Below are 17,378 nucleotides of genomic sequence, written 5' to 3'. Positions count from 1 at the left end.
GCGTTAATATAATAAAAAAGGAGAAATGAGAAATGTATAGAAAAATCGTTGAGTATGATTCTAAAATGTTTTTAAAAATGTGGTGAGTGAAAAAAAGAACCCTTTATAAAAGGGGTTCTTCTGGTGAGTGAATCTATTAATTGCAATCTTGATAATATTCATCACATGAATCGTTATTCTCGTTACAGCAAATACAAAATATTTTTTGGACAAATAAACTAACTATACTAGTAGAACCTTCCTGTTTTGTAAGAGTAAGACTTTGAAAATCTTCAACTTGAAATATTTTTGTTTGAACAGGTTGTAATGTTGTAGTAATTGGGCGGCTAGATTTTCTTGTGAGAATAGTTACTTGAACGGGTGCACTCATGCCGACGACGAATAACTGAATTAATGTTTTATTATGATTGTTTGTAAAATCCTCGAATACAGTTTGTGGAGCAGTGGTTTCAAGGAAAACAGATACAGGTATATTTCCATTTGCATTTTCTGCAGAACCAGCAATTGTATGGGTTTCAATAAAACAGTTATTTTTTTGATTGTCCGAATGTGATTGTTTTTTATAATATTTTTTACCATCTTTATAAAAATAATTTGCCATACTTATGTTACTCTCCTTTCTTTGAGATATCAATATATATTATTAAACAAAAGGAAAGAGTGCTTGTACAAAAGGTTAACATCCGCTATCGTAAATAATTGAAAACGCTATTTGATATGTATATAATTTGAGAATGTTTTAGTTTTTAAGTAAAAATAAAGCACACATTAAAGTGTGCTCCTATGAAAGCTTTAAATTTGTATGACTAAATAGTCACCATACAATAAAATATGCTTATTTAATATAAATGTGTGTCGAATCTATAAAAATATATTTCGGCTCACATTGAGTTTTTATTACCGAATTTGTGCAACCGTTAACGCTGCCGAACGAATGTCTACAGTACCAATTACTTCAACGGGTACAATTTGAATTAAATCACCAGGGTTTAAGTTAATGAGAATGACACCACTGGATACATCAACTTCACCAGTGCCAAAAATATTAGAACGGACTGCGGTTCCAGATCCTGCAATAATATTAGTTGATGAGTTTAGTGTCAAGAAAAATCGTGCTGCTTCCGGTGCTATGGGAACATTATCAAGGCTAATTGTTAGTGTATAACTAATTTGATATATACCAGCTATTTGAATTCTAATACCAGTTCCAATACTAATTGTATCATTTATTACGGGAACGGTAATATTAGGATTTGGCCCTGTACTAGGTAATAGTAGTGGGGTGAATAATGTTGCAAATTGAGGTGAAGTAGCATTGAAAGCAAAACCAAGGGCAGGTAGTGTACTAGGGGCTTGTGCACCACAATTAAAGTGCGTGAATTTACGACTAGATGAGAGCATATTTTCACTCCTTTCTTTCATTTAGATAACGTAAGTAATAATCTCACGTTTTGGACAAGCATAATACAATATATGAAAATTTATAGTACAAAGTGCAGAAGTGTTACTATTACGGATAATTTTTAATTTTATATAGAAAAAAAGCAGCTAGCCGAATTAGCAAACTACTTGGTAGGTTTTTAAAGAGAAAACAGGAGAATATTGACGGGATATAGATCTTTATTCAGAGGGTTCAAATACCATTAAAGAAAAAAATATAGCATACCGCATTCCAAATCATGCAATCTAAATAATTGTAAAGGTTATATATTATAAAATCTATATAAATAGTCCTCTTGAAAAATTTTGAAATTGGCTAGCAATACAGGGATAGGTGTAATAGTATCAATTTTAAATTTTATATAGAAGTCACTATTAGGTACATGAATGTATGACTCTCAATACATGGTGATTAAATTTTTTGTACAAGAATTTCATCTTGCGGGTCGTTGTTTTTAATAACTCGAAAGCGGTAGGAACATTATACTGCCAGCAAATTGAAAGTTTATAGACATGATATTAGAATATCCACCAAAAATAATTCAAAACGAATAAGATACAAAAAAGGTTACTATAAGAATACTTCATGTAAATTCATATAGTAACCTTTCTATTATGATAATACTTTCGTCATAAGTATATGTGGAATGCTATCTTCCATAAATACATTGGAAGAAGTTTGATAGTCTAATTTTTTATAAAATCCTTCAGCTTGTGTTTGCCCGTGTAGTTTCACCTTTGTAGCTTTTTTACTACGGGCAATTTCTTCTAACGTTTGAATAATTACTTTACCTAATCCGTATGTACGATAATCTTTTAAAATACAAATGCGTTCTAATTTTCCGGCACCATCAACAAATCGTATACGACCTGTACCTACAGGAAGCTCATTATAATAAACTAAAATATGTTTACATTCTTCACCGATTTCATCAAATGTATCGAATTCATCTTCAAGAGGAACACCTTGTTCTTTTACAAATACTTCTTTTCGAATGTGAAAGGCAGTTTCTAAATCTGTAAGTTTTGTTATGAGTTTGGATTGCAAATTGTTCAGTCCTTTCTAGTGTAATCAGTTTTTGTTTTCATAGTATATCATAATAAATAGCTATAAAGAGAAGAAGAAAATAATAAAAAGCCGACTTTAAAAAGTCAGCCTTCATTATAGTTCCTTTATCCCGTTTTTAGTACCGATAATGGCTTTCCTTGTCATATTTATAAACAATCCTGAATCAACTACACCAGTAATCATTTTTAATTGTTCGTGTAAATTAGCAGGATTAGATATATGATTAGGAAATATACAATCGATAATCATGTTATTATTATCGGTAATAAAGGTTTCATTATTTTTTATACGTAACGTTGTTTGACACCCTAAAGATTGAATTTTACTTTCGGTTTGTTTCCATGAAAAAGGGATAATTTCAATAGGCAATGGGAAATTACCTAAACGAGCCACAAGTTTTGATTCATCAGCAATAATAATGAGTTCTTTAGAGGAGGAGGCAACAATTTTCTCACGAAGTAATGCGCCACCGCCGCCTTTTATAAGCTGTAAATCAGAATCAATTTCATCCGCTCCATCAATTGTAAGATCAAGACTTTGTACGTCATTTAAAGAAATCAGCGGGATGTTTAGTTGCTTTGCTAAAGCTTCAGTTTCCTTTGATGTTGGAACAGCTTGAAAGTATAGTCCTTCTTGTACAAGTTGACCTAATTTTTGTATCGTCCAATATACGGTAGATCCTGTGCCTAGTCCAATGTTCATTCCATCTTTTACAAAGTTAGCAGCATATTCGCCAACAAGTTGTTTTAAATTCATCATTTTACTCCGCTGGGCGTGGACCGGCAGCTAATCCTGAATTTTCAACTGTAAGTACCGGACGAACGACTATATCTTTATGTACACGCATTTGACAAGATAATCGTAAATGATCTTCAATCCCTTTTTCTGTCATCGCATTTTTTTCATTCGCACTCGCTTCACAGAAATCACCCGCTATAATTTCTACTCTACAAGTTGTGCAACGTGCATTTCCACCACAACGATGAAGAATGTTTACACCGTTATCTTCAATTGCTAATACTAACTTTGTTCCTTCTTTCACATCAAAAGTGCCAGCACCTTCAATTGTTAATTTTGGCAAATTTGTTCCTCCTCACGTAAAATTGTACATAACATATTTATGACCGCGAATTATTGAACATAAACATTATTTTTTTATAAGTCCCGTAACTTTTTCGTTTCATCAATCGTTTATTAAGTAAGCGCTGAAAAGGAGTGGTTATTTTGTGCACAAAAGTAACGCAATTGTTTAAGAAACATATCGATATGAATCATTCAAATATAAATTTTTTGATTGAAAATTATGCAGAGTTAAAAAGGTATTGTACGTTTTTAACGAAAAACAGATGGGATGGGGAAGATCTCGCCCAAGAAACAGTTTGTAAAGTTCTTCAAAAATATAGTAATAAAGATATTTGCATGACACTTGTATATAAAATAGCTAGAAATCGTTGGTTAGACCAGATAAAGTCAAAATCAGTTCATGAAAAAATAAGGGAACAAATTACTTTCGAAGAACCACATGAAAAAATTGCAGATTTGCATGAAATGGTAGGGAAAGTATTATCTTCATTAAATGTACAACAATCCACAATTTTATTATTAAAGGATGTTTTTCAATATAGTATTGCTGATATCGCTAAAGTATGTTCTGTATCGGAAGGAGCAGTGAAAGCTTCTTTATTTCGGAGTAGAAATAGGCTGAAAACTGTAAGTGAAGAAGGGCTTGAAATCGTTGAATTCACAGAAGATATTGATATTGTTGTAACGTCTATTCGTGAAGAAAGGCCGGAATTGTTAACTAAGCTTCTTCCAACAATAGATTTTACGAAGTTACCAACTAAACAACCTGTCTTATTACTCAGTGCGAAAAACTCTTCTTCCTACAGTTGTATGCTTTGTGCGGCATAACAATTATTGGAGGGATTTAAAATGAATGCAATTCCATATGTAGTAGAGCAAACGAAATTAGGAGAACGTTCCTATGATATATATTCAAGGTTATTAAAAGACCGAATTATTATTATCGGTTCAGAAATTAACGATCAAGTAGCGAGTAGTGTTGTAGCTCAATTATTATTTCTAGAAGCGGAAGATGCAGAGAAAGATATATATTTATACATTAATAGCCCAGGCGGATCAACGACAGCAGGTTTTGCAATATTAGATACAATGAACTTAATTAAACCAGACGTGCAAACACTTTGTATGGGATTTGCAGCATCATTTGGTGCGTTGTTACTCTTATCAGGTGCAAAAGGAAAACGATTTGCATTGCCTAACAGTGAAATTATGATTCATCAACCGCTTGGTGGTGCGCAAGGGCAGGCAACTGAAATCGAAATAACAGCAAAAAGAATTTTAAAGCTAAAGCATGATATTAATAAAATGATTGCAGAAAAAACAGGGCAACCGATTGAAAGGGTAGCACATGATACAGAAAGAGATTATTTTATGACTGCAGAAGAAGCGAAGGAATATGGGATTGTAGATGATGTTGTTACGAAAAAATAAGATAAAATAGGCTAGAGAATATGCGAATTCTCTAGCCTGTTTTATTAATCTTTTATCCATTCAGCAACTAACGATTGATTCTTTTCAATCCATTTTCGTGCTGCTTCTTCTGGATCTTTCGTTTTATTTAGCATGACCATTAATGTACCAAGCTGCTCATCGTTCATTTTCCATTTATCAAAGTATTTCACAATATCCGGATGATCTTTTTCGAAACCTTTACGAACGGAGTAATAAATGTCATCTTTTTCACCATATACTTTCTTAGGATCTTTTAAATATTTTAAATCAAATTCTGAAAAACCCCAATGAGGATTCCAAAGCGTAACAGCGATTGGTTTCTTTTTCGTATATGCCTTTTTTAATTCACTCATCATCGCAGCTTCTGAAGATTGGACAAGTTTTAGTTTAATATCATATTCCTTCATCGCCTTATTTGTTAAATTCATTAGGCTGCTGCCAGGTTCGATTCCGACAATTTTGTTATCTAGTTCATCTTTATGTGCATTTAAATCCTCGATACTGTTTATGTTTTTCAAATAAGAAGGAACGACAAGGCCAAGCCCTGTACCTTCATACCATTTTGATTTTAAGACAATGTCATTTTTATATCGATCATTTAATGGTTTATCCGTAACAGGCAGCCATACTTCTAAATTTGCATCAACATCACCACGAGCGACACCAGTCCAAATTGCCGCTTTTTCTAAATACATGAGTTCAACTTTGTAGCCTTTTTGTTCTAATAACACTTTCCACATGTTTGCAGTTGCAATATTTTCTTTCCAACTTGTTACACCAAGTTTAATTTTCCCTTTCGAATTTGCATTTGTTGCATTACATGAGGTGAAAATCATAGTAATAAATAATGCAAGGCATATAAGCCATATTTTCTTTCTCATTGAAAACCTCCTAAGAAACGTTTGCCTTTTTAAATAAATGTATAAGTAAGCATTCTTATTATGAACGGAAACGAGAATTTTAAAGAAATCTTATGAATGTCATTTTTATGTAATATTTCTTTGTAAAATCGCAACACTATGTAAATAGATGGGTAGAAAAGGAGTAGTGACATGGATAATACAAAGGTGCGTGTTGAAAACGTAACAAAAGTATTTGGGAAACACCCGCAAAGAGCCCTTTCTTTATTAAAAGAAGGAAAAAGCAAATCCGAAATTTTAAAAGAGACCGGAATGAATGTTGGTGTGAAAAAGGCAACGTTTGAAGTATACACCGGAGAAATTTTCGTTATTATGGGTTTATCCGGTAGCGGGAAATCAACGCTAGTTCGAATGCTAAATCAATTAATCAAACCGACAGCGGGGCATATATACATAGATGGTGAAGACATCGCAACGATGGGAAAAGAAGAGTTACGAAGAGTGAGAAGAACGAAAATGAGTATGGTGTTTCAGAAGTTTGCTCTATTTCCGCATCGTACTGTTTTACAAAATGTTGCATACGGATTAGAAATACAAGGAGTTCCAGTAGAGGAACGAGAGAAAAAAGCGTTAGAGTCACTTAAGTTAGTGGGACTCGATCATCATAAAGACAATTATCCAAGTCAACTTAGTGGTGGGATGCAACAGCGAGTTGGTATTGCGAGAGCGCTTACGAATGATCCGGATGTTTTACTTATGGATGAATCATTTAGTGCATTAGATCCGCTTATTCGAAAAGAAATGCAAGATGAATTGTTAGAGCTGCAAGATAAAATGGAGAAAACAATAATATTTATTACTCATGATCTAGATGAAGCGCTTCGAATTGGAGATCGTATTGCATTAATGAAAGATGGAGAAATTGTTCAAATTGGAACGCCGGAAGAAATTATGATGAGCCCTGCTAATGAATTTGTAGAGAAATTCGTTGCGGATGTGAATTTAGGAAAAGTAATTACGGCGGAGTCTATATTAAAACGACCGGAGACTTTATTAATTGACCGTGGACCTCGTGTGGCACTACAAATTATGAGGAATGCGGGCGTTTCTACAGTATATGTTGTAAACAAAAAGTATGAGTTTTTAGGTATATTAACCGCAGATGATGCAAGTAAAGCAGTACAAAAACAGTGGCCGATTGCTGATTTATTACTTAATGATATTCCGCACGTTTATTTAGATACTTTACTTGAAGAGACGTATGCAAAAATGGCAGAGATGAAATATCCGTTACCCGTTATTGATGAGAAGAAAAGGTTAAGAGGAATTATTAAACGTGAAAGTGTCATTCAAGCTCTTGCAGGTAACATTGAGGAAGAGGTGAAAGACGATGAATAGTATACCGCGTATTCCATTAGGGGAATGGGTCGACTCGTTTGTTGCAAGTTTATATGAGAACTTTGAAGGTTTGTTCCGAGGATTCTCGTATATTATCGGCGGATTCGTTGATTTACTCACTAATTTTTTAACAATAATACCAGCCATATTGATGATTATTATCCTATGTTTCTTCATTTGGTACACAACGAGAAAATTATCTTTAGTTATTTTTACACTCATCGGATTGTTATTTATTTTAAATATTAACTATTGGGCACAAACGATGCAAACATTAGCACTCGTACTTACGTCTGTTATTATTTCGATTATTGTCGGAATTCCAATCGGTATTTTAGCATCTCAAAATGAGCGTTTCTCAAAGTTTTTAAAACCAACATTAGATTTTATGCAAACAATGCCAGCATTCGTATATCTCATACCAGCGATTACATTTTTCGGAGTAGGTGTAGTACCTGGCATAATTGCATCAGTAATCTTTGCGATGCCACCAACAATCAGATTTACAGACTTAGGAATTAGACAAGTTCCGGAAGATTTAATTGAAGCAGCGAATGCATTTGGATCCACAGCATCACAAAAACTATTTAAAGTACAATTACCACTCGCAACTGGGACGATTATGGCCGGAGTGAATCAAAGTATTATGCTTTCGTTATCGATGGTTGTAACAGCGTCACTTGTAGGAGCACCAGGACTAGGAGTAGATGTGTACCGTTCTGTAACACAAGTTAATATCGGAATGGGATTTGAAGCGGGACTAGCCATTGTTGTCATCGCGATTATATTAGACCGCATTACACAAGGATTTCATCAAAAAAGAAAATAACAAAAAAACACACTTTATTATACAAAGTGTGTTTTTTTGTTCGAAAAGATTACATACGAACGATAACAGAACCGCCAGCTGGTGCACAAACTTGGTTTTGTTGTTGTTCCATTGATTTTATTAATTGATTATTTTCTTCGATTAATGAGATTAATTTAGCTAACTGACTTTCAAGGCTAGCGATGCGCTGCATCATATATTGAGAATCGTGATGCAGTGTATTTCTTACGGGATGGGGGGAGTAAGCATATTGTTGATTTATATTTGGATTCCAATGAGGATACATTTGAATCGTTCCTCCTTCAATGAATAACTGATCTTTCTTATAGTAAATGCCTATGTAGATGTAATGGTGACTTGAAAATTCTTTCATATAAAGAGGATTAAATAGGGGGAATGGAAAAGTAATAAAGTACATTTTTTGGAAATTTTCAAGTGGGATAGAAAATATATTAGGAAATAGCAACATTCATGTAAATATTATATTGGGAGAAATGATGAGAGGAGATGCTATTTTGGCTAATAATAAAAAAAGAAATAATGCAATGACAATTGGTGTCGCTATAGGCGTTGTAATCGGCGTAGTACCTGGCTTATTTACTGATAATGTAGTAATTGGAATTGCGATTGGGATTGTAATTGGAATGGGGATTGCGGTTTTGAAGAAGGAATGAGGTGCAAATTATTAAAATGAAATAATGTAAAAATTCCTAATTAAAAAGATTGAATTTTCGGAATAAAAAAATGTTTTTTCCTTTTTTTATGATATTATATATAAAAAGGATGGTGATGGATATGTCAATATACAATCCAGCAGAACAAAACTGCTTCATTTGTGAAAAACATAAAGGAAACATTATAGTTCCAGGTGGCGCTATTTATGAAGACGATCTTATATACGTTGGACATGTCCATTGGGATACAGAAGAAACATATCTCGGTTACGTAATGATTGATATAAAAAGACATGTACCTGGTCTTGCTGAATTAAATGAAGATGAGGCGAAAGCATTTGGACTTATAACAAGTAGAATAAGTAAAGCGCTAACAGAAAACGAAGGTGCAGAACATATTTACACGTTTGTTTCGGGTAATGGTGTACCGCATTTACATAAGCATATTATTCCCCGTTATCCGGATACACCAAGAGAATTTTGGTCGCCTACTGAAGTAGAAAATTGGACTGGTGCACCATATGGAGGTTCTGAAGAAATTAAAAAACTATGTGAAAGAATACGAAAGTATATGGTAAATGAGTATGCATACAACAAATAATAACCAATATTCATGGGTTGGAAATACGGAAATGTGTTTAGGGGAAATCTCAGTTAAGCAATATGATGACATTGTACTTGGTAAATACGGTGGGAATATAAGTGCCGGAGCAAAAAAGAATGAAGACGGTGCGTTAGTTTGGTCAAATGATGATTGGGAATTTGCAGCTATTTTAGACGGGCATAATAGCGCAGAAAGTGTTGATTTAGTTATACATACAATCGAAAAAGAATATGAAAATATAAAAATAATGATGAATGAACGAATTGAAACAGTTTTTCAATCAGTTGCAAATCATATACTTACAATTTTTCAATCCTCTTCATTTAAAGAAAAGTGCAAAAGAGTTAAAGGTGAAACAGCTTTTTTACTATGTGTAAGAAAAGAAAACTACATATGGTGGCTATCTATTGGAGACTGTCTCGTTTATGTATTTCATGATGAATTACATAAATTAGGGCAATACGCACTAAATCAACGTCATTTTTACGAATGGATTGGCAATGTAAATACATTTGAATTACCTGTACCTTGCTATTCATCAGGAATTCGTGAATTACGTACTGGCAACAATCGAATTGTAATGGTGACAGATGGGGTATTAGAATGTGGGGAACGTCGTTATGAAACGTCATTAAATCTGTATAACGATATGAATGAAAATAAGATAGAGCTTAAAGAAAATGTTCACAATGTTTTAGAACACGTGCATCATCAATTGGGGCGAGATAGTGCAACAATTATTAGTTGGGATGTTGAAAATAAAAAGAATGCTACGTATCCGAGTGATCAGCCGGAGAAAATGAAAGTAAGAAAATAAAAGGAGGGGGGTTCGTCAATTACAAAAATGGCGCTATTAATTTTATAGGTACTATCCATATTCGCTTATGAAAGAATAGCAAGAAAAAAGTTAAACATCCTGAAACAAAAAGGATGAGAAATAGATTGTTGTTGTACAATACATAAAACATGTCTTGATAAAACTACTACTTAAGCATAAAGAAAATGAAAACATTATCGAAACATGGAAAAATTATATAGTCTACTTTATTAAAAATATAATTAATTTAATAGGAGGGAATGCAATGGGCAACTCTACTATTTGGATTATAGTTATTAGTATGATAATTGGAGGATATTTTTTAGAAAAGTTTTTAAGAAGAAAATTAAATATGCCAAAGGGCAATGTTTGGATATATAAGCATGTAAATAGTTTACATGTAAAATTAGAAATAGGTCTTTTTATCGTATATCTTATATTAAGTTTTATTTATCTGTTCAAAGCAGAAAATGCTAATATAGGAATTGTTGTACTTATTTATTTTGGAGCAATTTCCTTATTACGCGTATGGATGGAATGGAAGTATAGCAGAGAGACAAAGGAATATATTCTTTCTATAATTGGATTCTTTGCATTTGTTTTTATGGTTTCAATGTTGTTTTATTTTGATCCTCTTTCTACATATTGATATCGTTTGGGTTTTTAATGATGAATATTTAATAAGAGTAGCTACCATTATTTATCTTGATAGTTACTCTTTTTATTTACATCTTCCTAAAACTCCTCAAAACAAGAAATTCCCACAATCTCCAAGGAAGAATCTTCTTCGCAAAAATCATAAATTTTACACCTTTTCCAATTGGATATCGTAAATTAGTACGCTTTGCTTCAGCAATTTCAACGATTTTATTAGCAACATCTATCGGATTACCAAATGTATCACTGCCGCTATTAATATGTTTTTGTATTTTATCCATATATTCTTTGTAAGGAGATGCTGTATCAGATTGGTTTCCAGCTAGTTGTTTACCAACCTCCCATATGTTTGTGTTATAAGAACCTGGTTCAAGTAAAGCAACATCAATTCCGAAAGGTTTTACTTCTAAGCGAAGGGATTCACTCCAGCCTTCTAATGCATATTTTGAAGATACATAAGGAGATAAACCAGGGAATCCAACTTGGCCGCTAATGCTACTTATATTAATGATTTTTCCACTTTTTTGTTCTCTCATATATGGTAAAACAAGCTGAGTGATTGATATAGCGCCAAAAAGATTCGTTTCAAATTGTTTACGATATTCCTCTACTAGAATTTCTTCTACAAATCCTCCATTTGCATATCCTGCATTGTTTATAAGGAGGTCTACTCTATTAATTTCTTTTAAAAACAATTGGAAGTTATGTATAGAGTTTTGATTTGTTACATCTAATTGTTGAATTTTTATGTTTTGTTGTAAGTTTAGTTTAGTAGCTTGAGATAGTAAGTTTACTTGTTTTTCAAGGTTTCGCATTGTAGCAATGACAATATAGTCTTTTTTTGCTAGTTCAAGTGTCGTTAATAGTCCGAATCCACTGGATGCTCCTGTAATAACCACGATTTTTTTATTCATTGGTCGCTCGCTTTCTTTTTCTTTTATCATAACGAGTTATAGGAATAAAATCTATTAATGATACATGTTGTTTTAATAAGATTATATGATAAAGTGCTTTAGTTTTTTCATTTATATATGTATTGGAATGATTTAAAAAGGGAATTGTGTAGACTCAGCGTATATAGAGAAGTAAGTATTATATAAGCCAATGAAATGAGGGAAGAAAAATGGTCCATGTGAAAGACGTATTAGCAGATCAATTGTTAGCAAATGCGAATGATCCTAGTTGGTATATGCCATTTTCAGATGCAGTGAAGGATTTATCTGAGAGAGAAGCTTTCTGGAAACCGAATGAAGAGAGTAATAGTATAGCAGAAATTGTACAACATTTACTGTATTGGAACTCAACGTGGCAAACTAGGTATAAAGAATCAAATGTTAATGCGGTACCCGCTATTGGTGACAATAACAAAAGCTTTATGCTATCAGATAATCAAACATTCGAAGAGTTAAGGGAAAAATTATTAGAGAAATTGTTACAATGGCAAAATCTCATTAATGAAGACAAGGTTGAAAGTGATGTAGTTGGATTTCCTGTATCCGCGAAGTGGTGGGAAGTGCTAGGTAATGTAACTACTCATAATGCGTATCATATTGGTCAAATTATTTACATCCGGAAACTACAAAAAAGTTTTGATAGTGAATAAGGGAATGATTCTCTAGTAAGGTGAACAAAAGTGGACAAAACGAGACAGCTGTCTCGCTTTGTCCACTTTTTTATTTTTAAAAAGAAGAGAAAGTCTATTAAATCAAGGTTAGAATTTGGCACGCTTCTTGCAACATAAAAGATGAACAAGAAAATAGGAGGGCTGGACATGTTAAAAACAACTGAAAGTAAAGGGAATGAAATTACGAAAGAACAAGCTCGCTGGATGTATGAAAAAATGTTAGAGATTCGTAAATTTGAAGATAAGGTACATGAATTGTTCGCGCAAGGTGTTTTACCAGGTTTCGTTCATTTATATGCTGGAGAAGAAGCGGTAGCAGTTGGTGTATGTGCCCACTTAACGGATAGTGACAGTATTACAAGTACACATAGAGGTCACGGACATTGTATTGCAAAAGGTTGTGATTTAAATGGTATGATGGCTGAACTTTTCGGGAAAGCGACAGGATTATGTAAAGGTAAAGGCGGTTCCATGCATATTGCCGATTTAGATAAAGGAATGCTTGGTGCGAATGGCATTGTAGGCGGGGGTTTCCCACTTGCTTGCGGTTCAGCATTAACAGCTAAATATAAAGGAACGAAAGATGTAAGTGTTTGCTTCTTCGGTGACGGAGCAAATAATGAAGGAACATTCCATGAAGGGGTTAATTTAGCGGCGATTTGGAAGTTACCAGTTATTTTTATCGCTGAAAATAATGGTTACGGTGAAGCAACTACATTTGAATATGCTTCAAGTTGTGATTCTATTGCTGATCGTGCAAAAGCATATAACATTCCGGGAGTTCAAGTAGATGGAAAAGATTTACTAGCGGTATATAAAGCAGCGGAAGAGGCTGTTGAACGTGCACGTAATGGCGGTGGCCCAACTTTAATTGAATGTATGACATATCGTAATTACGGCCATTTCGAAGGAGAAGCACAAACGTATAAAACTTCAGAAGAAAAAGAAGAACATTTAAATGAAAAAGATGCGATTGTGAATTTCCGTAAGCATTTAATTCATGAAGGTTTATTAACGGAATCTGAACTTGTTGATATGGAAAAAGCAGTAGATGAAGCAGTGCAACGATCAATTGATTTTAGTGAAAATAGTCCATATCCAGAGGATGAAGAATTATTAAAAGATGTATACGTTTCTTACAAATAAGAGGAGGGTGAAAAATAATGACTAGAACAGTAAGTATGTCAACTGCTATCAATGAAGCGATGAAAATATCAATGCACCGTGATGAAAATGTAATTTTAATAGGTGAAGACGTTGCGGGTGGTGCACAAGTTGATCATTTGCAAGATGATGAAGCGTGGGGCGGTGTTCTTGGCGTTACGAAAGGGCTTGTACAAGAATTTGGCCGAAATCGTATTTTAGATACACCAATTTCTGAAGCTGGTTATATGGGAGCTGCGATGGCAGCGGCGGCAACGGGATTACGTCCGATCGCTGAATTAATGTTTAATGATTTTATCGGTAGTTGTCTTGATCAAGTTTTAAACCAAGGTGCAAAATTCCGTTACATGTTTGGTGGAAAAGCAAAAGTACCAGTTACAATTCGAACGATGCATGGTGCTGGATTTAGCGCAGCAGCTCAGCATTCTCAAAGTTTATACGCGTTATTTACGAGCATTCCAGGTATTAAAGTTATCGTTCCGTCCACCCCGTATGATGCAAAAGGCTTATTATTAGCGGCAATTGAAGATGATGATCCAGTAATCTTCTTTGAAGATAAAACACTTTACAATATGAAAGGTGAAGTGCCAGAAGGATATTATACAATTCCTTTAGGAAAAGCAGATATTAAACGGGAAGGCTCTCATATAACGATTGTCGCAATTGGGAAGCAAGTTCATACTGCGCTTGCGGCTGCGGAGCAATTATCGAAAAAAGGACTTGAGGTAGAAATTATTGATCCACGCTCTTTATCACCGCTTGACGAAGATACAATTTTAGCATCTGTTGAAAAAACAAATCGTCTTATCGTTATTGATGAAGCAAACCCAAGATGTAGTATCGCAACAGACATTGCAGCAATTGTAGCTGATAAAGGGTTCGATTTATTAGATGCACCTATTAAACGAATTACAGCACCACATACACCAGTTCCGTTCTCACCACCACTTGAAAAACTATATTTACCAACGCCAGAGAAAGTAATTGAAACGGTATCAGAAATGATTGGGGACCGTTCTTTATTGAATGTGTAATGAAACGATGAGAAGGGAGAGAGAAATATGGCTGTAGAAGTTGTAATGCCGAAATTAGGAATGGCGATGAAAGAAGGTATTATTACGAGTTGGAATATTAAAGCTGGTGATAATGTAGCAAAAGGAGAATTAATTGCTAGTATTAATTCTGAAAAAATCGAGACAGAAATAGAAGCACCCGCTGATGGGACGGTACTGGATATAGCTGTAAGTGAAGATGAAGGAGTTCCACCTGGTACTGTAATATGTTACATCGGAAAACCCAATGAACAGGTATCGGTAAATGAAACCGTACATGCTACAGAAGAATCAATACCGAAAGTAGAACCTCAAAATGTACAACATCCTGAACCGTACGCGGAAGAAAGATCAAAGAAACAAAGAATAAAAATATCTCCTGTAGCAAAGAAAATGGCAACAGTTGAAAATCTTGAGATTTCCACATTAATAGGAACAGGTCCTGGTGGGAGAATTACAAAGGCAGATGTATTAAAAGTGCTTGAAGAAAAAGTTGCTATCCCAGAAATGTTTGTAAAAGAAGAAAGTAAAGTAATTCCTATTACCGGTATGCGGAAAACAATTGCAAATCGTATGCAAGTAAGCCTCCAAAATAGCGCACAATTGACATTAACGATGAAAGTAGATGTTACGGATTTAGTTGCTTTACATAAAGAAATAGCGGAAGTTGTACAAAAACGGTACGATAACAAACTAACCATCACTGATTTCGTTTCTCGTGCTGTTGTATTAGCGCTTCAGGAGCATAAAGAAATGAACAGCGCTTATATAGATGATGCAATCCATCAATTTGAACATGTTCATTTAGGTATGGCAGTAGCGTTAGAAAACGGCTTAGTCGTTCCGGCTATTCGCTTTGCAAATAATCTATCTTTAGTAGAGTTATCTAAAGAGATTAAAAATGTGGCACAAAAGGCACGAGCAGGTAGTTTAAATAGTGATAATATGCAAGGAACGACATTTACAATTAGTAATTTAGGAAGCTTTGGTATCGAATATTTTACGCCAGTATTAAATACACCTGAAACTGGTATTTTAGGTGTAGGTGCAATTGAACATGTTCCAGTATATAAAGGAAAGAAAATAAAAAAAGGTAGTATGTTACCTTTAAGTTTAACATTCGATCATCGTGTATTAGATGGTGCACCAGCAGCTGTATTTTTACGCACAATTAAACAATACTTAGAAGAACCTGTAACAATTCTTTTATAAAGAGAAGGTGAGAGAATGAATAAATTAGTGGTTATTGGAGGCGGACCTGCTGGATATGTGGCGGCAATTACCGCAGCTCAAACTGGGAAAGATGTTACTCTTATTGATGAAGCTGATCTTGGTGGAACTTGTTTAAATGTCGGGTGCATGCCTACGAAATCTTTGTTAGAAAGTGCTGAAGTATACAATATTGTTAATCATGCGCAACGTTTTGGTGTACTAGTAGACAAACAAAGTATATCAATTGATTGGAATCAAATACAGACGAGAAAATCACAAATTGTTGTGCAGCTCGTACAAGGAATACAATATTTAATGAAGAAAAATAAAATTAAAGTTATAAAGGGGAAAGGAAAATTTGAAACGGATCATCGTCTACGAGTTACGCAGAGGAATAAGGAAGCGATAGTGGATGGAGAACAATTCATTATAGCGGCAGGTTCAGAACCTACTGAATTACCTTTTGCTCCATTCGACGGGGAATGGATTTTAAATAGTAGTCATGCGATGTCCCTTGAAAAACATACCAGCTTCATTACTTATTGTTGGGGGCGGCGTAATAGGTTGCGAATTTGCTAGTATATATAGTCGTCTTGGAACGAAAGTAACGATTGTTGAAATGGCACCGCAATTACTACCTGGTGAAGATATCGCAAGCATTTTAAGAGAGAAATTAGAAAATGACGGTGTAGAAATTTTCACAGGAGCAGCTTTAAAGGGATTAAACAATTATAAGAAACAGGCTTCGTTTGAATACGAAGGAAGTATGCACGAACTAACTCCAGAATTTGTTCTCGTTTCTGTTGGCAGAAAACCTCGTGTACAAGATTTAGGATTAGAAAAAGCAGGAGTTCAATTTTCAAATAAAGGGATTACTGTAAATGAGCATATGCAAACGAACATAGCACATATTTACGCAGCCGGTGATATTATTGGAGGAATACAGCTTGCTCACGTAGCCTTTCATGAAGGAACGACAGCAGCATTACATGCGAGCGGAGAAGATGTGAAAGTAAACTATCATGCTGTACCTCGTTGTATATACACAGCTCCAGAAATAGCTAGCGTCGGTTTAAGTGAAAAAGGTGCAAGAGAACAATATGGTGATATTCTTATCGGAGAATTTCCTTTTACAGCGAACGGAAAAGCTCTTATTTTAGGAGAACAAATGGGAAAAGTAAAAGTCATTGTGGAACCTAAATATCAAGAAATTGTAGGGATTTCTATTATCGGTCCTCGTGCAACTGAATTAATTGGTCAAGGCACCGTAATGATTCATACAGAAGTTACCGCTGATATTATGAGAGATTATATTGCAGCACATCCAACTTTATCTGAGGCAATTCATGAAGCTTTATTGCAGGCGGTAGGACATGCTGTACATGTTTAAATGAAAATATAATAAACCACTATTCTCTAAATGAATGAGAGAATAGTGGTTTG

The 17,378-nt window shown here is 34.3% G+C and carries 20 protein-coding genes and 1 pseudogene; 13 read left to right on the top strand and 8 right to left on the bottom strand.

Features of this window, described 5'->3' with window-relative positions:
• Nucleotides 1-136: 136 nt before the first annotated feature.
• From ACS2MN_RS04225 to ACS2MN_RS04205, 5 genes are all read right to left on the bottom strand, one after another.
• Entirely contained in the window at nt 137-601 is a 465-nt protein-coding gene (locus ACS2MN_RS04225; protein ID WP_346994818.1) for an exosporium protein D, read from the bottom strand.
• A 296-nt stretch (nt 602-897) separates the two neighbouring features.
• The gene (gene exsF, locus ACS2MN_RS04220) at nt 898-1,401 is read right to left on the bottom strand and encodes an exosporium protein ExsF (RefSeq protein WP_000953227.1); all 504 of its coding nucleotides are present in this window, start codon (nt 1,399-1,401) and stop codon (nt 898-900) included.
• 652 nt (nt 1,402-2,053) lie between these two features.
• A complete protein-coding gene (locus ACS2MN_RS04215; RefSeq protein WP_001190886.1) occupies nt 2,054-2,488 on the bottom strand; it encodes a GNAT family N-acetyltransferase in 435 nt (144 codons plus the stop codon).
• A 114-nt stretch (nt 2,489-2,602) separates the two neighbouring features.
• Nucleotides 2,603-3,265, bottom strand: coding sequence for a ribose 5-phosphate isomerase A (rpiA, locus tag ACS2MN_RS04210; protein ID WP_346994819.1), 663 nt, complete (start codon nt 3,263-3,265; stop codon nt 2,603-2,605).
• Nucleotides 3,266-3,269: 4 nt separating this feature from the next.
• Nucleotides 3,270-3,590 carry a 2Fe-2S iron-sulfur cluster-binding protein gene (locus ACS2MN_RS04205; RefSeq protein ID WP_001125383.1) on the bottom strand — a complete coding sequence of 107 codons (321 nt, stop codon included), beginning with the start codon at nt 3,588-3,590 and terminating at the stop codon, nt 3,270-3,272.
• 143 nt (nt 3,591-3,733) lie between these two features.
• On the opposite strand from ACS2MN_RS04205, the gene ACS2MN_RS04200 reads away from it, so the two are divergent.
• Together ACS2MN_RS04200 and clpP are read left to right on the top strand one after the other, a co-directional pair.
• A complete protein-coding gene (locus ACS2MN_RS04200) occupies nt 3,734-4,420 on the top strand; it encodes an RNA polymerase subunit sigma-70 (protein ID WP_000337531.1) in 687 nt (228 codons plus the stop codon).
• A 21-nt stretch (nt 4,421-4,441) separates the two neighbouring features.
• Nucleotides 4,442-5,023, top strand: coding sequence for an ATP-dependent Clp endopeptidase proteolytic subunit ClpP (clpP, locus tag ACS2MN_RS04195; protein WP_000991620.1), 582 nt, complete (start codon nt 4,442-4,444; stop codon nt 5,021-5,023).
• A 44-nt stretch (nt 5,024-5,067) separates the two neighbouring features.
• On the opposite strand, the gene ACS2MN_RS04190 is transcribed toward clpP, so the two are convergent.
• Nucleotides 5,068-5,925, bottom strand: coding sequence for a glycine betaine ABC transporter substrate-binding protein (locus tag ACS2MN_RS04190; protein ID WP_001227650.1), 858 nt, complete (start codon nt 5,923-5,925; stop codon nt 5,068-5,070).
• Nucleotides 5,926-6,096: 171 nt separating this feature from the next.
• Between ACS2MN_RS04190 and ACS2MN_RS04185 the strand changes: the two genes are divergently transcribed.
• Both ACS2MN_RS04185 and ACS2MN_RS04180 read left to right on the top strand, forming a co-directional pair.
• The gene (locus tag ACS2MN_RS04185; RefSeq protein WP_000370617.1) at nt 6,097-7,302 is read left to right on the top strand and encodes a quaternary amine ABC transporter ATP-binding protein; all 1,206 of its coding nucleotides are present in this window, start codon (nt 6,097-6,099) and stop codon (nt 7,300-7,302) included.
• A complete protein-coding gene (locus tag ACS2MN_RS04180) occupies nt 7,295-8,131 on the top strand; it encodes an ABC transporter permease (protein ID WP_001084771.1) in 837 nt (278 codons plus the stop codon). The genes ACS2MN_RS04185 and ACS2MN_RS04180 overlap by 8 nt, the downstream gene beginning before the upstream one ends.
• Nucleotides 8,132-8,180: 49 nt before the next feature.
• Here the strand turns inward: ACS2MN_RS04180 and ACS2MN_RS04175 are convergent, their stop codons facing one another.
• Entirely contained in the window at nt 8,181-8,417 is a 237-nt protein-coding gene (locus ACS2MN_RS04175) for a hypothetical protein (protein ID WP_000283218.1), read from the bottom strand.
• Nucleotides 8,418-8,628: 211 nt separating this feature from the next.
• Between ACS2MN_RS04175 and ACS2MN_RS04170 the strand changes: the two genes are divergently transcribed.
• The 4 genes from ACS2MN_RS04170 (at nt 8,629) to ACS2MN_RS04155 (ending at nt 10,875) form a co-directional block, all read left to right on the top strand.
• A complete protein-coding gene (locus ACS2MN_RS04170; protein WP_001213777.1) occupies nt 8,629-8,805 on the top strand; it encodes a hypothetical protein in 177 nt (58 codons plus the stop codon).
• Between the two features lie 115 nt (nt 8,806-8,920).
• Nucleotides 8,921-9,406, top strand: a complete 486-nt coding sequence (locus ACS2MN_RS04165) for an HIT family protein (protein WP_346994820.1) — start codon at nt 8,921-8,923, stop codon at nt 9,404-9,406.
• The gene (locus ACS2MN_RS04160; RefSeq protein WP_087951098.1) at nt 9,384-10,226 is read left to right on the top strand and encodes a PP2C family serine/threonine-protein phosphatase; all 843 of its coding nucleotides are present in this window, start codon (nt 9,384-9,386) and stop codon (nt 10,224-10,226) included. The genes ACS2MN_RS04165 and ACS2MN_RS04160 overlap by 23 nt, the downstream gene beginning before the upstream one ends.
• Nucleotides 10,227-10,491: 265 nt before the next feature.
• Complete coding sequence (locus tag ACS2MN_RS04155) at nt 10,492-10,875, top strand: DUF4181 domain-containing protein (RefSeq protein ID WP_346994821.1); 384 nt, start codon at nt 10,492-10,494, stop codon at nt 10,873-10,875.
• Nucleotides 10,876-10,951: 76 nt separating this feature from the next.
• On the opposite strand, the gene ACS2MN_RS04150 is transcribed toward ACS2MN_RS04155, so the two are convergent.
• Entirely contained in the window at nt 10,952-11,797 is an 846-nt protein-coding gene (locus tag ACS2MN_RS04150; RefSeq protein WP_217810001.1) for an oxidoreductase, read from the bottom strand.
• A gap of 209 nt (nt 11,798-12,006) precedes the next feature.
• Between ACS2MN_RS04150 and ACS2MN_RS04145 the strand changes: the two genes are divergently transcribed.
• From ACS2MN_RS04145 to lpdA, 5 genes and pseudogenes are all read left to right on the top strand, one after another.
• Entirely contained in the window at nt 12,007-12,486 is a 480-nt protein-coding gene (locus ACS2MN_RS04145) for a DinB family protein (protein ID WP_000233795.1), read from the top strand.
• Between the two features lie 168 nt (nt 12,487-12,654).
• Nucleotides 12,655-13,653, top strand: coding sequence for an acetoin:2,6-dichlorophenolindophenol oxidoreductase subunit alpha (gene acoA / locus ACS2MN_RS04140; protein ID WP_000921287.1), 999 nt, complete (start codon nt 12,655-12,657; stop codon nt 13,651-13,653).
• A gap of 17 nt (nt 13,654-13,670) precedes the next feature.
• Nucleotides 13,671-14,705 carry an acetoin:2,6-dichlorophenolindophenol oxidoreductase subunit beta gene (acoB, locus tag ACS2MN_RS04135; RefSeq protein WP_000198876.1) on the top strand — a complete coding sequence of 345 codons (1,035 nt, stop codon included), beginning with the start codon at nt 13,671-13,673 and terminating at the stop codon, nt 14,703-14,705.
• 27 nt (nt 14,706-14,732) lie between these two features.
• The gene (locus ACS2MN_RS04130) at nt 14,733-15,935 is read left to right on the top strand and encodes a dihydrolipoamide acetyltransferase family protein (protein WP_000257786.1); all 1,203 of its coding nucleotides are present in this window, start codon (nt 14,733-14,735) and stop codon (nt 15,933-15,935) included.
• A 15-nt stretch (nt 15,936-15,950) separates the two neighbouring features.
• Nucleotides 15,951-17,325, top strand: a pseudogene (gene lpdA / locus ACS2MN_RS04125) (dihydrolipoyl dehydrogenase).
• Nucleotides 17,326-17,378 lie beyond the last annotated feature (53 nt).

It is taken from the genome of Bacillus cereus group sp. BceL062, assembly GCF_051780025.1.
GTDB classification, from domain to species: Bacteria; Bacillota; Bacilli; order Bacillales; family Bacillaceae_G; genus Bacillus_A; species Bacillus_A toyonensis.
This window is presented reverse-complemented; position numbering and strand designations above follow the sequence as displayed.

Coding starts and splice junctions, on each gene's coding strand:
- ACS2MN_RS04185 (WP_000370617.1), top strand. CDS start 6,097: ATGGATAATACAAAGGTGCGTGTTGAAAACGTAACAAAAGTATTTGGG.
- ACS2MN_RS04170 (WP_001213777.1), top strand. CDS start 8,629: ATGAGAGGAGATGCTATTTTGGCTAATAATAAAAAAAGAAATAATGCA.
- ACS2MN_RS04150 (WP_217810001.1), bottom strand. CDS start 11,797: ATGAATAAAAAAATCGTGGTTATTACAGGAGCATCCAGTGGATTCGGA.
- ACS2MN_RS04225 (WP_346994818.1), bottom strand. CDS start 601: ATGGCAAATTATTTTTATAAAGATGGTAAAAAATATTATAAAAAACAA.
- ACS2MN_RS04190 (WP_001227650.1), bottom strand. CDS start 5,925: ATGAGAAAGAAAATATGGCTTATATGCCTTGCATTATTTATTACTATG.
- rpiA (WP_346994819.1), bottom strand. CDS start 3,265: ATGAATTTAAAACAACTTGTTGGCGAATATGCTGCTAACTTTGTAAAA.
- ACS2MN_RS04145 (WP_000233795.1), top strand. CDS start 12,007: ATGGTCCATGTGAAAGACGTATTAGCAGATCAATTGTTAGCAAATGCG.
- ACS2MN_RS04165 (WP_346994820.1), top strand. CDS start 8,921: ATGGATATGTCAATATACAATCCAGCAGAACAAAACTGCTTCATTTGT.
- ACS2MN_RS04175 (WP_000283218.1), bottom strand. CDS start 8,417: ATGTATCCTCATTGGAATCCAAATATAAATCAACAATATGCTTACTCC.
- ACS2MN_RS04180 (WP_001084771.1), top strand. CDS start 7,295: ATGAATAGTATACCGCGTATTCCATTAGGGGAATGGGTCGACTCGTTT.
- clpP (WP_000991620.1), top strand. CDS start 4,442: ATGAATGCAATTCCATATGTAGTAGAGCAAACGAAATTAGGAGAACGT.
- ACS2MN_RS04130 (WP_000257786.1), top strand. CDS start 14,733: ATGGCTGTAGAAGTTGTAATGCCGAAATTAGGAATGGCGATGAAAGAA.
- ACS2MN_RS04155 (WP_346994821.1), top strand. CDS start 10,492: ATGGGCAACTCTACTATTTGGATTATAGTTATTAGTATGATAATTGGA.
- acoB (WP_000198876.1), top strand. CDS start 13,671: ATGACTAGAACAGTAAGTATGTCAACTGCTATCAATGAAGCGATGAAA.
- ACS2MN_RS04160 (WP_087951098.1), top strand. CDS start 9,384: ATGAGTATGCATACAACAAATAATAACCAATATTCATGGGTTGGAAAT.
- acoA (WP_000921287.1), top strand. CDS start 12,655: ATGTTAAAAACAACTGAAAGTAAAGGGAATGAAATTACGAAAGAACAA.
- exsF (WP_000953227.1), bottom strand. CDS start 1,401: ATGCTCTCATCTAGTCGTAAATTCACGCACTTTAATTGTGGTGCACAA.